This window comes from bacterium, assembly GCA_035528375.1.
In the GTDB taxonomy this organism is placed as follows: Bacteria; RBG-13-66-14; RBG-13-66-14; order RBG-13-66-14; family RBG-13-66-14; genus RBG-13-66-14.
The window spans coordinates 18,706-32,870 of the sequence record DATKYS010000105.1 but is presented as its reverse complement, the minus strand read 5'-3'; the positions used below and the strand labels follow the sequence as shown (position 1 = coordinate 32,870).

General features: G+C 65.2%; 14 protein-coding genes. 2 read left to right on the top strand and 12 right to left on the bottom strand.

Features of this window, described 5'->3' with window-relative positions; genetic code table 11:
• Window positions 1-35: 35 nt before the first annotated feature.
• The 3 genes from VM054_08470 to VM054_08460 are packed head-to-tail and all read right to left on the bottom strand — an operon-like array spanning window position 36 to window position 1,782.
• The gene (locus VM054_08470) at window positions 36-278 is read right to left on the bottom strand and encodes a thioredoxin family protein (protein ID HUT99096.1); all 243 of its coding nucleotides are present in this window, start codon (window positions 276-278) and stop codon (window positions 36-38) included.
• A gap of 8 nt (window positions 279-286) precedes the next feature.
• Window positions 287-1,462, bottom strand: a complete 1,176-nt coding sequence (locus tag VM054_08465; GenBank protein HUT99095.1) for a permease — start codon at window positions 1,460-1,462, stop codon at window positions 287-289.
• Window positions 1,459-1,782, bottom strand: a complete 324-nt coding sequence (locus VM054_08460; GenBank protein ID HUT99094.1) for a helix-turn-helix domain-containing protein — start codon at window positions 1,780-1,782, stop codon at window positions 1,459-1,461. Before VM054_08460 ends, VM054_08465 begins: the two co-directional genes overlap by 4 nt.
• Window positions 1,783-2,183: 401 nt before the next feature.
• Here VM054_08460 and VM054_08455 point away from each other — a divergent pair, with 401 nt between their 5' ends.
• Entirely contained in the window at window positions 2,184-2,783 is a 600-nt protein-coding gene (locus VM054_08455) for a gamma-glutamyl-gamma-aminobutyrate hydrolase family protein (GenBank protein HUT99093.1), read from the top strand.
• 477 nt (window positions 2,784-3,260) lie between these two features.
• Window positions 3,261-4,406 (top strand): bifunctional diaminohydroxyphosphoribosylaminopyrimidine deaminase/5-amino-6-(5-phosphoribosylamino)uracil reductase RibD, encoded by a 1,146-nt coding sequence (gene ribD, locus VM054_08450; protein HUT99092.1) that lies wholly within the window; start codon window positions 3,261-3,263, stop codon window positions 4,404-4,406.
• A 325-nt stretch (window positions 4,407-4,731) separates the two neighbouring features.
• On the opposite strand, the gene VM054_08445 is transcribed toward ribD, so the two are convergent.
• From VM054_08445 to VM054_08405, 9 genes are all read right to left on the bottom strand, one after another.
• The gene (locus tag VM054_08445; GenBank protein ID HUT99091.1) at window positions 4,732-5,913 is read right to left on the bottom strand and encodes a hypothetical protein; all 1,182 of its coding nucleotides are present in this window, start codon (window positions 5,911-5,913) and stop codon (window positions 4,732-4,734) included.
• An 86-nt stretch (window positions 5,914-5,999) separates the two neighbouring features.
• Window positions 6,000-6,899 (bottom strand): hypothetical protein, encoded by a 900-nt coding sequence (locus VM054_08440; GenBank protein HUT99090.1) that lies wholly within the window; start codon window positions 6,897-6,899, stop codon window positions 6,000-6,002.
• Window positions 6,900-6,981: 82 nt separating this feature from the next.
• Window positions 6,982-8,268, bottom strand: coding sequence for a DNRLRE domain-containing protein (locus tag VM054_08435; GenBank protein ID HUT99089.1), 1,287 nt, complete (start codon window positions 8,266-8,268; stop codon window positions 6,982-6,984).
• A gap of 28 nt (window positions 8,269-8,296) precedes the next feature.
• Window positions 8,297-9,976, bottom strand: coding sequence for a tetratricopeptide repeat protein (locus VM054_08430; GenBank protein ID HUT99088.1), 1,680 nt, complete (start codon window positions 9,974-9,976; stop codon window positions 8,297-8,299).
• 9 nt (window positions 9,977-9,985) lie between these two features.
• Window positions 9,986-10,660 carry an ABC transporter ATP-binding protein gene (locus tag VM054_08425; protein ID HUT99087.1) on the bottom strand — a complete coding sequence of 225 codons (675 nt, stop codon included), beginning with the start codon at window positions 10,658-10,660 and terminating at the stop codon, window positions 9,986-9,988.
• 228 nt (window positions 10,661-10,888) lie between these two features.
• Complete coding sequence (locus VM054_08420; GenBank protein HUT99086.1) at window positions 10,889-11,350, bottom strand: hypothetical protein; 462 nt, start codon at window positions 11,348-11,350, stop codon at window positions 10,889-10,891.
• A gap of 40 nt (window positions 11,351-11,390) precedes the next feature.
• Window positions 11,391-11,519, bottom strand: a complete 129-nt coding sequence (locus tag VM054_08415; protein ID HUT99085.1) for a hypothetical protein — start codon at window positions 11,517-11,519, stop codon at window positions 11,391-11,393.
• A 335-nt stretch (window positions 11,520-11,854) separates the two neighbouring features.
• Window positions 11,855-13,120 (bottom strand): efflux RND transporter periplasmic adaptor subunit, encoded by a 1,266-nt coding sequence (locus tag VM054_08410; GenBank protein ID HUT99084.1) that lies wholly within the window; start codon window positions 13,118-13,120, stop codon window positions 11,855-11,857.
• A gap of 85 nt (window positions 13,121-13,205) precedes the next feature.
• Window positions 13,206-14,153 carry an OmpA family protein gene (locus VM054_08405; protein ID HUT99083.1) on the bottom strand — a complete coding sequence of 316 codons (948 nt, stop codon included), beginning with the start codon at window positions 14,151-14,153 and terminating at the stop codon, window positions 13,206-13,208.
• Window positions 14,154-14,165: the final 12 nt, after the last annotated feature.

The following is a 14,165-nucleotide window of genomic DNA, read 5'->3' as shown; positions in this document are numbered from 1 at the left end:
AGGGGCGGGTCTCCACACCCGCCCGCCGAAATACACTACGCCGTACCGCGCAGCTTCTCCACGATCTGCTCCACCGTCAGAAGCTTCCCCTCGCTCACGAGCTTCCCATCAATCTCCAGCGCCGGGGTGAACATCACCTTGGCGACGGAAATTTTCACGATGTCCTCCTCCTTGAGCACGATTCCCTGCTCCCCGGCGGCCTCCAAGGCTTCGAGGCAGTTCTGGTAGAGCCGGCCGCACCGGGCGCATCCCGCGCCGTATATCTTCAACTGACGCATGTGTCTCCTTAATTGACGGTCGGATAGATGAAGCCGAAGAGCCAGCCCGCCAGGGTGGAAAGCACCACCACCAGACCGACGTAGACGGCGGTTTTTTTCGTGCCCAGGACGGAACGGATGACCAGCATGTTCGGCAGGGAGAGGGCCGGTCCGGCCAGAAGCAGGGCCAGGGCCGGTCCGCCGCCCATCCCCGCGCCCAAAAGCCCCTGGAGGATGGGCACCTCGGTGAGCGTGGCGAAGTACATGAGCGCGCCGGCGACCGAGGCGAAAAAGTTGGCCGCCAGCGAGTTGCCGCCCAGCGCGCCCTCGATCCAGCGCGACGGGATGAGCCCCTCGTGCCCGGGTCGTCCCAGGAGGAACCCGGCCACCAGAACGCCCGCGAAGAGGAGGGGGAGAATCTGCCGGGCGAACTCCCAGCTCCTGGCGCCCCACTCCCGCAGCTCGTCCCGCTTGAACCAGCGCCGGAGCTGGATTGCCAGGATGAGCAGGAACCCGCCGCCGACCCAGAAGCGGTTTTCGTGGAGCCAGCGGCCCAACCCCCCGCCGCCCGGGTTGCCCCAGTTGACGAAGACCAGCAGGGCGATCATGGTGAGGAAGTAGATGCCGTCCTGCCAGGGCCTGCGCCGCGGCGCGGTATCCACGGGTTCCGCGAGGGCCTCCGCCGCGCGCTTCTGTTCGGAGCGCCGGAATATGGCCGACATGGTCAGGCCGATGACCACGCTGAACACGATGGCGCCGACCGCCCGGGCGATGCCCAGGGTCGGCCCCAGAACCGCCGCGGTGAGGATGACCGCCATGACGTTGACGGCCGGACCGGCGTAGAGGAATGTCGCCGCGGGCCCGATTCCAGCCCCGCGCTTGTAGATGCCGGCGAAGAGCGGCAGGACGGTGCAGGAGCACACGGCCAGCACCGCCCCGGAGACGCTCGCCACGCCGTAGGCCACGACCCGGTTCGCGCCGTGGCCCAGGTAGCGCAGCACCGCTCCGCCGGACACGAACACGCCCACCGCCCCGGCGATGAAAAACGCCGGAATCAGGCAGAACAGGACGTGCTCGCGGGCGTACTCCGAGGCCATCGCCACCGCTTCTCCGGCGGCGCCTTCCACACGCCCCGACGCGAAGGGCATGAGGTAGAAGGCCAGGAAGACGGCCAGCATTAAAATGAACATCGTGCGGTTTTTCATAGCTGGAAATCGCCGTCGGAGTCGAGGGGGGAGGCCGTCGCGAGGTCGAGGGCGCGCAGAATCGCCGGCACCCGGTAGTCCGTGATGCGGTACATCCGCCGGGGGCCTTCGATGCGGCAGGCGACGACGCCCAACTCCTTCAGCCGGGCCAGGTGGCGGCTGACGTTGGACTGCTCGCCGACGCCGGGGTAGAGCTCGCAGACGCAGCGTTCGCCCCGGCTCAGGCGCAACAGGAGCCTCAGGCGCGTCTCGACGGCCAGGGCGCCGAGGAGATCCAGCGCGCGGTCCAGGCCCGCGGTGCGCATCGTTTTTTCGACCATCTGCCGCCCCCGGTTAATTTACCCTTCAATCATATTACCGACGAGTCATATTGTCAAGTGATACGTGCGACCGCCCGCGGCCGTCATCTATGGAAAATCGCACGATTCTATTCGTAGTGCGGGGAATTCCTTCCCCCGCTTTCACCCATGCGATGACGTAGGGCGGCCCCTCCGCGGGCCGCCGCGAATTGCGATGACGTAGGGCGGGGTTTTCCCTTCGGGCGCAGATACCTAACCCCGCCGCCTCTACGTTCCCGGCCCCGACCCTCACCCTAGCCCGTCGGCGCGATTGCGATGATGTAGGGGCGGATCTCCTGACCCGCCCGCCCGATTTACCACCACCGCGCCCCCGGCGCGAAAAAACCGTTGACTGCGCCGGCCGGGCCCGTATACTTGGCGCCATGCCCGCCGAAAAACCCTCGCTACTCCTCGTAAACGCCTGCCTCGACGCCGACGACCCCTGCATCCCGGTCTACCTGGCGATGCTGGAGCCCTTCTTCCGCGTCGCTACGGTCCACGTGGACGCGCTGGCCTCGCCCCGCTTCGCCGAGGACGCGGCGGTGGTGACCGGCTCGACGAAGCTCATCACCCGCGACCCGGCCCCCGAAATCCTCTACGCCCTCTACCGGGAGACGCAGAAGCCGCTCCTGGGCATCTGCTACGGGCACCAGACGCTGGCCCACGCCTGGGGCGCCCGGGTGGTCAAGAAGGCGTTCTTCGAAGCCGACGCCGAAATCCGCGTCACGCGCACCGACACGCTCCTGGCCGGGTTTACGAAAACTTTCACCGCTTTCAAGTCGCACTTCGAGCACGTGTCGGCGGACGAAGGGCTGACGCGGCACTTCGACGTGCTGGCCACCTCGGACTGGTGCGCGGTGGAGGTCATCCGACACCGGACGCGGCCGCTGTGGGGGACGCAGTTCCACCCCGAGCGATCGGGGAAAACGGGGGAGCTCATCGCCGCCAATTTTTCCCGGATAGTGGCGGGGGCCGGGTCGTGACGCTCCGCCCGATGCCCCGCAGGTCCCCCCGTAGGGGCGGGTGTCCACACCCGCCCGTTGCGTCGTTGACCGTCATACAACCCAATGTAGGGCGGTGTTTCATAACCCCGCCGCGTTCACGCCCGGGCCGCGCCCCGTATTTGCGATGACGTAGGGGCCGACCGTCGGCGCGCCGTTCAGGTCGGCCCGCGGGCGACCGTGGACTTCTCGCCCCTACGGATTTGATTAGCGATGTGCGGCCGTAGGGGCGGGTGTCCACACCCGCCCGCCTTTTCACCTACCAACCCCGACCCTCACCCTAGCCCTCTCCCTAAAAGGGAGAGGGGATAGCGGCAACCCTCACCCCGACCCGTCGGCGCGCCGCCCCCCAGAGGGGGGAGGGAGAATAAAAAAGCCCCCATCCGCCGTATACCTTGACGCGCACCGGCGCACCTGCTATCCTCCTCCCCCGTCCACAACCACTCCCGCGGAGCAAAGTTGTCCCCACGTTTCACCGCCCTGGACCGGCGCCACATGGAGCGGGCCCTGGAGCTCGCGGCCCAGGCCTACGGCCGCACTTCGCCCAACCCCCTGGTGGGCGCGGTGGTGGTCAAGGACGGGGAAACCGTGGGCGAGGGCTGGCACCGGCGCGCCGGGGAGCCCCACGCCGAGGTCCTGGCCCTGAAGGACGCCGGCGGCGAGGCGAAAGGCGCGACACTCTACTCCACCCTCGAACCCTGCTGCACCCACGGCCGCACCCCGCCCTGCGTGGACTCCATCATCGAGGCCGGAATCGGACGGGTGGTCGCCGCCATGGAGGACCCCAACCCCGAGGTGCACTGCCGGGGCCTGGAGGCGCTGCGGTCGGCGGGAATCGAGGTCGGGGTCGGCTGCCTGAAGAAGAAAGCGGAAAAGCTCAACACCCCCTACGTCAAGTTCATCACCCGGGGCCTGCCCTACGTGACGGTGAAGATGGCGGCGAGCCTGGACGGCAAGATAGCCACCTCCACGGGCGACAGCCGCTGGGTGACCGGGCTCGAGTCGCGGCGGATGGTGCACCACTTCCGCAACTACACCGACGCGGTGCTCATCGGCATCCGCACGGTGCTGGCCGACGACCCGCGCCTGGACGTGCGGGTGGACTTCCCCGACGTGCGGCACCCGCAGAAGGTCATCGTGGATTCGAAGGGACGGATGCCGACGCGGGGCCGCACCATCACACAGAGCCCGCGCACCATCGTCGCCGTGTCGCCCAAGGCCAGCCTGACGCGGATCACTTCGCTGGAGGGGGCCGGGGCCCGGGTGGAGGTCATCCAGGGCACCCCGGTGCGCGTGGACATGACGGGGCTGATGCGGAGGCTGGCCGAGCTGGACATCGTGACGGTCCTGGTCGAGGGCGGCGGGGGGGTGGCCGGCAGCCTCTTCGAGGCCGGGCTGGTGGATGAAGTCGTGGCCTTCATCGCCCCGGTGCTCATCGGCGGCGTCAAGGCTCCGGGACCCATCGGCGGTCGCGGCGTCGAGCGCATGATAGACGCCCACAGGCTGGCGGACGTGACCTACGAGCAGGTGGGCGAGGACCTGATGATCCGGGGGAAGGTCCGCCGGGGATACAGGACCAACGGGGACGTGACCCTGTCGGAGTAGGGGCGGAGTATTTTCCCTCTCCCAGTGGGAGAGGGCGGCAACGGGTGCGCCAGGGTGTGCTACTGGCCGTATTTTCCCTCTCCATGTGGGAGAGGGATTAAGGGTGAGGGCTACCTTATTAAAAACGGGCCGACCGCATGTCGGCCCCTACGTCATCGCAATAGGCGGGATGTAGGGCGGCCCCTCTGCGGGCCGCCGCGGCGGGAATTGAAATCCCCGCCCTACATTTCGGCGCGCATCGGCGGAAAAACGGGCGGGTGTGGACACCCGCCCCTACGCAGAAAAGGGGGATTGAATTTCCACCGGCCGGTTGGTCAACCTACGCCTACCACCAGTTGTCCGAGCCGTTGAAGCTCACCGAGAGGCGGAAGATCTCTTCCTCGAGCCCGTTCTCGTCGAGGTTGCCCCGCCGGGCGTACTGGAAGGCCAGGTCAATGGTGCTCTCGTCCTCCTCGCCGAAGAAAACGCCGGTGCCCACCGTGACGCCGAGCTCGGAGAAGCCCGTCCCCCGCGGCGAGTCGTAGAGCGTCTCGTAATACCCACCCACACGCCAGGGCATCCGCCAGAGGAAGAAGTCGGTGAAGCGCCGGCTGGGGATGACCTCCACCCCGAGCCCCGCGTGCAGCGTGTCGTCGTAGCCCCGCTCCACGCCGTCAATGGTGAAGCCGCTCCACATCTCGTAGCGGAAATCGCCCACCAGCAAGAGGTTCCGGCTCGGCGTCCAGCCCACGCCCAGGCCGAAGTTCACCGGGAAGTCGAAGGTCGCGCTCTCCCGCGAGACCTCGCCGAAGTTGGACTCGGTGATCTTCGTCACGTCGCCCAGGACGGGGTACTCGAGGTAGGCGCCGAGGTTGAACTGCCCCAGCCGGGCGTTCACCCCCGCGGCCAGGGTCAGGCCGACGACGTCGGTGACCAGGCGGTCCTCGGTGTCGGTGTACTCATCGTTATCCTCGTCGTCGAACTCGGTGCGCCAGACCTCGGTGGGGGAGCCTATCAGGCCGCTGACGCGGATGCCGAGGCCGAGGTTCTCGTCGGGGGCCCAGGCCAGGGCCAGGTTGGCCGCGCTCACCGCCCCCCGCCCCTCGACCCAGGCGGTGCCCACCTCCTCGTCGCCGTCGTGCAGCGGTTCCGAGTAGAGGTACCGCCAGCTCTGCCGCTCCTGCCACCCCGCCCCCACGGCCAGGCCCGCCGGCAGGTCGAAGGTGAACTGGATGTTCGGCAGGTCCACGACCTCGTAGACGCTGTCCCCCGCCGCGACCCGGTAGAAATTGTTCTCCCACCGGGTGGTGAGGGTGATGGTGGAGTACTCCCGGCCGGCGATGGACGCCGGGTTGATGAGCGACAGGCTGTAGGGGTCCCACAGGCCGAGGGCGTTGTTGCCCAGGGCCATGCCGCGGGCGTCGGCGGGCGGGACCGGCTCGCCGGGCCGTCCCAGGGAGTAGAGGGAGTACCCCAGCGCCAGGCCGGGGAGGAGGATCAACAGAATGATGGCGCGGTTTTTGAGCATGTCGTTTTTCTAAAGAACGCCGATCAGTGCGTCAGTTGGAAGACTTCCCCGGAATCCAGTTCATAACGGCATGAGTGAGGCTGCCATTAACGTTTTAGAAGCCATACATCACCGTTTTCGTGGTTGCGATTCGAAATGAAAACCACATCCTTTTCACCGGGAACGTAACAGGGATAATCGTTGGAGTCTGATTCCGTCAAAACCGTTACATCACCACCGGTTGAAGGAATAGAGCAGAGTTCGCCCCAAACCTCGGGATCATCGGATGAAACAAAACAGATTTCTTCCCCGTCGGGAGACCAGGTGGGATTCAGATACCTGTTCGGCCCTTCGGTCAGTTGAGTCAATCCCGAGCCGTCCTTTTCAATTGTCCAAATATTTGGTTCGTAGGGGTTGTAACTATAATAAGTAAAAACGATTGTTTCGTTATCCGGTGACCATTCAGGAGCCATAGGATAATAATTAGGATCCCAAAGTAAATTAGTTATTTCTGAAGAATCAATATTGTACAGATATAAATGTTTAGGGAAACCGACGCTATCGACATAAACGATAAGGCTTCCATCAGGACTAATTGATGGTGAAGCTTCGACAGTAGAGACAGGAATTAAGTGTTGAATATCACCCGTAATAATATTGAGAAGAACAATGTAATTATCTGACAATTCCAAATCTGCTACTAAAGCTACGATTTGGGAATTATCTGGGCCCCAGTCAATATAATAGAAAAGGTAATTGTCATCCTCAAATACAAGCTGGGGTGTTCCTCCTGTGGTTGGTATTTTCCAAACAGCCGGAAGAGTAGAACCACGACGAGAGATAAACGCAACCCAATTTCCATCGGGTGAAACGGTGGCGCACCCGTCGTAGAAGTCATCGTCCGTTAAAGGATATTCACCGGGCTCAATAGGGTTGGAATCAGTCGTCGGGTTGCACCCAAGCATGACTACGATTAACAAACCTATTTTTAGGAATAAGTTAGACACAACGACCTCTAGTTACCTTCTCTTCACCACTCGTGTTTATCGCTTAGAAGGAATGTAACCGAAGAAACCGTAATCACCACGCTCAATATGAGGTCGCCCCTTCCTCCGGCTCACGGTCGTACCAGAAATCCGGGGGGAGGGTGTACTTGACGACCAGGCGGGGACTGCGGCCCTCGACGGCCTCCTGGGTCCACAGGCGGATGGGGTCCTCGTAGCCCTGCTCCGTGGCCAGCTTGATCACCAGACCGTGCTGGTCCTCCTCCCCCGTTATCCAGTCCTGGACGATGGGGGTGACGTCTATCTTGACGTAGCCGGGCGGGGCGGGGTCGAGCCGGCCGGTCACCTTGGTGTCGGAGAGCGTCATCCGCCGCAGGTCGCCCTGGTCGTCCCCCTCGGAGAAGTCGTCCTCGAGGGGGTGGGCGGCGATGCCGACCGCGCCGTCGCGGCCGGGGAAATCCGAGAAGAGCTCCAGCTCGGCCAGATTGACCGTAGCCTCGGCGGGCAGGAGCGAGAGGTCGAAGTCGAAGACCAGCCGCCCTCCGGTACCGAAGGCGGACGAGAGCGGCAGCTCGGCCGCGGAGCCGTACACCAGCGAGTCGGGCTGCGAGAGGTCGTCCGCGATGATCACGTCCTGCCAGGCCTCCAGACTGGCCTCCATCTTCTGCCCCACGGAGGATTCCCACACGACCACCAGGTGGGGGCGGTTGCTCGAGTTGTCTATATCGTCGGAGTAGAACTCCTTGATGACCCGGGCGGTGTCCTCGTCCTGGGCCTTCAATAACAGACCGTTCTCCTCGTCGGGGTTGTCCAGCCACCAGGCGACCAGGTTGGTCACGTCGAAACTGCGTATCTCGCCGTAGCCCGAGGGGGGCTCGTCGAGGACGAAAGAGCCGAAGGGGCCGGTGTAGTCCGCGCCGGGGTCGTCCCAGTCCTCGTCCTCGGTGCGCTTCAGCCAGGTGGCCTCGTCGTCCTCCCACTCGCTCGTGACCGCGTACACGTCCACCGTCAGGCTGCCCTGGGAGAAGGGGCGCCAGTTGGCGACGCCGGGGGACTCGGCGTAGTAGTACTCCACCCGCGCGCGGTAGAGACTCTCCGACGTCACCTCGTCGGGCAGGTCCTCCACCTTGAAGTTCACCAGGCTGCGGACCAGGGTATCGTCCACCCGGCCCACGGCGTCGGTGAGCGCTCCGTCGGTGTTGCCGTAGCCGAAGTAGCCGGTGTCCGCCCATCCCGGGCCGGGCTCGAGGATGAGGGTGAGGATTTCCTGGTCCGGGCGGTCGTTGAGCCCGCCCCCCAGTGGGTTGTCGGACTGGGGGTCGCAGCCGGCCGCCAGGAGCGCGAATAGAAACAAGTACAGCGGTCGTCTCACGGCACCTCGTTGCGGTCGTGGCGTTCCGTTACAGCTTCAGGTTGGCCGCCTCGGCGGCGAACTGGGCGGAGAGGTTCTCGAGCCTCTTCCTCTCGGCGCGGTCGTCGGCGCCCTCGGCCTCGAGGGCGTACAGCCGGGCGATGGAGTAGTAAAGCTCGAGCGCCGTCGCGGTCGGGATGCCCAACTGGAGCACCACGGTATAGGCGTCCACCGCCTCCTGGAGGTCGCCCCGCAGCTCGGCCAGCCGGCCGGTGAAGATGCCCACCTCGGGGTCCTTGGGAACCATGTGGCGGAGTGTCTGGAGGACGGCGTCGGCCTGCTCGAAGCAGCGCCCGGCGATGTAGGCGCGGACGAGCATCTTCTGTGTGGATGTCCCGGCGGGGTCGCGTTCGGCGGCGGCCTCGGCGTACCGTATGGCGCGGGAGAAGTCTCCGGCGGCGATGTGGATCCGGGCCAGGCCGCTGAAGCTCCGGGGGTCGTCGGGCGCGACCCGGGTCGCGGCCTCGTAGCCCTTCGCGGCCAGGGACGGCTCGCCCTCGCGCTCGTAGGCCAGCCCGATGTTGTACAGGGCGTCGGGGTCGTCCTTCCGGGAACCCAGGACGGTCCGGTATGAGTTCCGGGCGGCGACGTAATCGCCGGCGGCCAGGGCGTCGCCGCCCAGCCAGCGGTAGAGCTCCACCGGCGCCGTGGAGTAGGGCACCTGGTGGGTGCCGTTGGTGGCGGTGAGCTCCAGCTCGCGCTCGGCGGCTTCGGAGTCCCCCGCTTCGTAGAGGCACCGTGCGAGGTGGTAGTGCGCCCGCGCCGGCAGCGGGTCGTGCTCGAGCGCCTCCGAGCAGGCCAGAATCGCCCACCGCTGGCCCAGCGGCAGCCCCTCGAAGCCCTCCACCGGCACGGCGGGCTGGTCGGGCAGCGGCAGCTCGATGGCGGGCTCGTAACCCTCCCCGAGGTCCAGGGACAGGGCGATGGCCGCCGCGGCGTAGAAGCAGCCCGGAACCTTCGGGGCGCTCTGCAGAATCTTCGTCAACTGCTCCAGGGCCAGGATGTCGTTGCCCTCGGCCAGGGAGAGCCAGGCCAGCCGTGGACGCAGGCGGTAGGCGGCCCTGGGCGAGGTCTCCGTCCCCTCGGAGAGTATCGCCCGGGCCTTCTCCAGGTTGTCCAGGCCGATGCAGGTGTCGGCGAGGTTTACGTAACCGGAGCCCAGGCCGGGGTCTATGTCTATGGCCTTGGTGAACTCCTCGGCTGCGTCTGCGAGCTGTCCCGCGGCGGAATAGATCAGCCCCCGCCCGTAGGCGTGCCAGGCCCGGGACAGCCCCAGCCGCTCCGCCTGCTCGAGCTGCTCCCGCGCCCGGTAGAAGTCGCGGTGGTGGGCGTGGTACAGGGCGAGCTGGAAGCTGTAGAAGGGGTCGTCGGGGTGTGCGTCGCGGTCGGCGATGAGGCGGTTGCGCGCGGCCTCGAGGCCGTAGGTGCCGGCCAGGGCCGCCAGACGCCCCTCCGCCGCCTCGTAGTTCGTCGGGTCCAGGGACAGCACGGCCTCGTACTCGATGAGCGCCTCGTCGGGGAAGCCCTCGTCCAGGAGCACGTTGGCCGTGAGGAGGTGGGGCTCCGGGTCCTCGCGGCGGGTGAAGACGAAAATGAGCGCCGCCGTGACGGCCAGGAGGGCCGCGGCGCACCAGATTAACAGGCGTTTGGTCTTCTTTTCGAGCGCCATGGCGCCCCTTCACCGCCGGCCGCGGAGCCGGGAGGTAGTCGGCGTTCTCCGCTGCTCCTCCCGCACCAGGCGGCCGTCGTGGAGGTGGAGGATGCGGCGCCCCGTCGAGGAGACATCGAGATCGTGCGTGACCACGATGATGGTCTGACCGTCGGCGTGGAGCTTCCGGAACATGTGCATAATCTCTACGCCGGTTTTCGAGTCCAGGTTTCCCGTGGGCTCGTCGGCCAACAGAATCGAGGGCCGGGTGACCAGGGCGCGGGCGATGGCCACGCGCTGCCGCTGGCCGCCCGAGAGCTCGCTGGGCTTGTGGTCCATCCGGTCGGCCAGGTCCACCTCCGCCAGGGCCAGCCGGGCCAGCTCCAGGCGCTCCGACGGCGGGATGCGGGAGTAGACGAGCGGGAGCTCCACATTGATCAGGGCGCTCGCCCGCGGCAGCAGGTTGAACGTCTGGAAGACGAAGCCGATGCGCCGGTTGCGGATGTCGGCCAGTTGGTCGTCGTCCAGCTCGCTAACCAGCTCACCGGCCAGCTTGTAGCTCCCCGACGTGGGCGTGTCCAGGCAGCCGATGAGGTTCATCAGGGTGGACTTGCCCGACCCCGAGGGGCCCATGATGGAGACGTACTCGCCGGCGGCGATGTCCAGGTCCACCCCGTCCAGGGCGCGGACCTCCACCTCCCCCATCCGGTAGACCTTGGAGAGGCTGCGGACCTCGATGAGCGGGGCCTCCGGGACGGGCGGCGGCGGGGGCGGGAGCTCTTCACCGGCGGCCCGCGACAGGCGCCACAGGTCGAAGTCACCCTCGTACTGACGGGTCAGCCGGCGGACCTCCTGTAGCGGCTCGCTCATGGGCTCATCTTTCGTCCGTAGACTGGCTGAATTTCACACCCCGACCCTGTGCTCTTTGAAAGGCTAATTGAACGGTTTGAGAAGCCTTTCTACGTCTTCGATCCAGAGGCCGGACTTCGGGGTGACCTCGAAGGTCGTCTCGTCCATCGAGCCGGGGGCGCCGCTGAACTCGATGGAAGGTATGGCGTTCTTGGCGAAGCCGCCGGTGACCGCCTGTATCTCGTCGCCGACGACCAACCAGCAATCGTAGCCTATCTGCGGCATGGCCTCGTTGAGGTGACCGACGACGACGCCCGTTCCCTTGGGGTTCTCGCACCACATCCAGTATTTGAGGTCGTCCCGTATCGGGGCGTCCGACTCCCGGTGGATGCGGGCGATGACGGTATTGACGGCCTCTCGTGCCTTGCGCTCAGCTTCGGGTACGTCTTTTTCTTCGCCGCAGAGGGAGACCAAGAGCCACCCAAGACCGATTACCACGGCCGACGCGATCAGGTACGCGGCGCACCCGGGTTTAGACTTCGGCATGGCCATCGCCTACTAATCAGATTGACGCCCTGAAGGCGCCCTACGAGGCGTTGACGGGCGGCGGCGGGGGCGGGAGCTCTTCACCGGCGGCCCGCGACAGGCGCCACAGGTCGAAGTCACCCTCGTACTGACGGGTCAGCCGGCGGACTTCCTGCAGCGGCTCGGCCATATTCACTCTCGTCGGTTGAAAGACGGGTGCCGCGGGCGCGTGCGGGGGATCAGACAAGGGGTTTACCCCTTGCCCCGACTGAGGATGCCCCGGCTCGGGCGGAGGTCAATCCTCGATTCCGGACCACGCCCGTCCGTCCTGAGTTGGCAACGCGCCGGGGGCGGTCGCCCTCAACGGCCTGAAGCGGGACTCCGCCCCCCCCCGCCCCGCAAGCTCTCCGTAAAGCCACCCCTCCGGCCCACCCCTCCGGCCGTGGCGGCAGCGCGTCACTCCCAGGCCGTATCCCTCTTTTTACAAAAGCGGACCCTCGTTACCCCCCCCGGGGCGGTCGCGGGTCACTTCTCCACCTTCTCCTCGACCACCTCGGCCACGGTCACCCGGCCCCCGTGCTCCAGCTCGCGCAGCTCCTTGTACGGGCCGCCGACCACCGTCTCCCCCTCCTCGACGCCCGACAGAATCTCTATAAAGGCCTCGTCGGAGACGCCGGTGACGACGGGGCGGAACGACACCGTCTCACCGTCGAGGATGAAGACCCCCTCGACCTCGTCCCAGTCGTTGGGGAGCGCGTAGTCCTCCCCGAGCCATTCCAGCACCGTCTCGCGGTCCCGGACGACTACGGCGGAGATGGGCACGCTCACGGCGTCCTCGGCGGTATCCGTGGTTATCTCCACCGTGGCGCTCATCCCGGGGAGCACCGTCGGGGGCAGCTCGTCGGTGATGATGACCTTTATCTCGAAGTTGACCACCTCGGCCTCGGAGCCGGAGAGTGAGGTTTTTGCCGAGCGGGCGATTTCGGAGACGTAGCCGGCGAAGCTCTGGCGCGGGAAGGCCTCGATCTCCACCACGGCCGACTGGTTGAGCTCCAGGGAGACGACGTCGGTCTCGTCAATCTCGGCCTCCACCTTCATCCCCTCGAGGCTGGCGATGGTGGCCAGGGGGACGATGGTGAAGGTGGGGGGGTAGGCGATGTCGCCCTCCTCGAAGTTCAGCGCGACGACGACGCCGTCCATGGGCGATGAGTAGCGTGTCTTGTCCACGGAGTCGCGGGCGGCGCGGATGGAGGCCAGGGCGCCCCAGGACTGGCTCTTCGCCGTCTCGTACTGCGCCCGAGCCACCTGGAGCTGCGTCTGCGTGGCCTCCCACTCCTGCTTGGAGATGAGCCCTTCGCTGTAGAGGCTCTGCTGGCGGGTGAAGTTGTCCTCGGCCTGGGACAGGTTGGCCTGGGCCAGATCCAACTGGGCCTGAGCGGCGGAGTAGCCGGCCTGACTCTGGCTCAAGAGGCTCTGCGACTGGTCGGGGTCAATCTCCAGAATCAGGTCGCCCTCGTGGACCTGCTGGCCCTCCACGACGGCCACGCGGACGATCTGGCCCGCGGTGAGCGCCACCAGGTTCACCTCGATGGCGGGACGGACGTGCCCCGGCCCGGAGACCACGCTCTCGATGGTGCGCTTTTCCACCGGCTCGACGTTCACCACGGACTCGGGCTCTCCCGAGGCGAGGACGTTGACGAGCACTATCGCCGCCAGGGCGCCCAGGACGATGATAATGATCGTCCGGCGCTTGCGTTTCTTTCTCTCGGCGGGGCTCAGGTTTTCCGCCACAACGCCTCCCGTCAGCGGGTTTTTCCCCGTTCCGCGGCAAAATAGTTAATGATTGTACAACCGATTTTGTGCGGGAACGAAACGGTCACTTAACCGAAAACTCCACCCGGTCGTTTTGTGCTCTACCTTCCTGGGTGTTATTTTGTGCTATGGGAGCATCACAACCCAGACCAACTACTTCCAGGCGTGAAGAGCTGATACCCCAAATATCGACCAATATATCCGCGACGGCTTGGGCTCGATCAACCGAAAGATGTTGAAGAAACGAAGCTTCGCCTTGGTTCGACGTATGGCCGGTAATTTTGATCATTATTGTTGGGAACTCTTGTAAAACCCTTACGATGTTTTTGATTTTATCTACATAAGGTGTAACTATTTTTGTGCTGTTTGGCTCAAAAAATATTGCTTCAAGCCTGATTACCCTGGGCGTACTTTGGGTTGATGGCTGTCCATCAGGACAACCATCTTCATCCTGATAGCCATTGATTGTCTCTGGCTCATCCGGGCACATGTCTTTATTATCAGGAACGCCGTCACGATCGGAGTCTGAATATCCGCCGGAACTCGTTGACGGCCCGATGCCGTATGCCGCGGAGGCGAACTCACCGGCCAATCTGCGGCACACATCGGGCAAACCCGATTCGCTGCTGGTGGTCTCGGTCTTGCCCAGCGTGGCCTCCGCCGTCTCCACGCTGATGAAGCGCAGCGATATAGTATAGGTGCCGCCTATAACGGAAAGGCTGCCAAGGGCGACGAAATCGGCACCGACTAACTTCCCCAGTTCTGCAACTGTACTGGCATCCACCAGTCCTGAAAGTTGAAAGGCGTGCTCCTCCATCACCCGGGCGAGTTGCGCCCGCTCGATAACCCTGAACTTCCCTGTGTTTATAATCTCGGTGCGAAGGATATCTGAGCAGGCGTCGGCCAGGTCTTGGCCACAGCGCTTGGCCTCGAGGTCCACGATGGCGATGGCGGGTTGCTCGGCGAGCCCGGCGACCGCTGTAATAATTATCAGAATGACGACGGCTCGCATGGTCATACATCC

What these genes read in the sequence shown, in the direction of transcription:
- VM054_08470 (HUT99096.1), bottom strand. Translation starts at nt 278, where the DNA reads ATGCGTCAGTTGAAGATATACGGCGCGGGATGCGCCCGGTGCGGCCGG.
- VM054_08465 (HUT99095.1), bottom strand. Translation starts at nt 1,462, where the DNA reads ATGAAAAACCGCACGATGTTCATTTTAATGCTGGCCGTCTTCCTGGCC.
- VM054_08460 (HUT99094.1), bottom strand. Translation starts at nt 1,782, where the DNA reads ATGGTCGAAAAAACGATGCGCACCGCGGGCCTGGACCGCGCGCTGGAT.
- VM054_08455 (HUT99093.1), top strand. Translation starts at nt 2,184, where the DNA reads ATGCCCGCCGAAAAACCCTCGCTACTCCTCGTAAACGCCTGCCTCGAC.
- VM054_08445 (HUT99091.1), bottom strand. Translation starts at nt 5,913, where the DNA reads ATGCTCAAAAACCGCGCCATCATTCTGTTGATCCTCCTCCCCGGCCTG.
- VM054_08430 (HUT99088.1), bottom strand. Translation starts at nt 9,976, where the DNA reads ATGGCGCTCGAAAAGAAGACCAAACGCCTGTTAATCTGGTGCGCCGCG.
- VM054_08425 (HUT99087.1), bottom strand. Translation starts at nt 10,660, where the DNA reads ATGGGGGAGGTGGAGGTCCGCGCCCTGGACGGGGTGGACCTGGACATC.
- VM054_08420 (HUT99086.1), bottom strand. Translation starts at nt 11,350, where the DNA reads ATGCCGAAGTCTAAACCCGGGTGCGCCGCGTACCTGATCGCGTCGGCC.
- VM054_08415 (HUT99085.1), bottom strand. Translation starts at nt 11,519, where the DNA reads ATGGCCGAGCCGCTGCAGGAAGTCCGCCGGCTGACCCGTCAGTACGAG.
- VM054_08405 (HUT99083.1), bottom strand. Translation starts at nt 14,153, where the DNA reads ATGCGAGCCGTCGTCATTCTGATAATTATTACAGCGGTCGCCGGGCTC.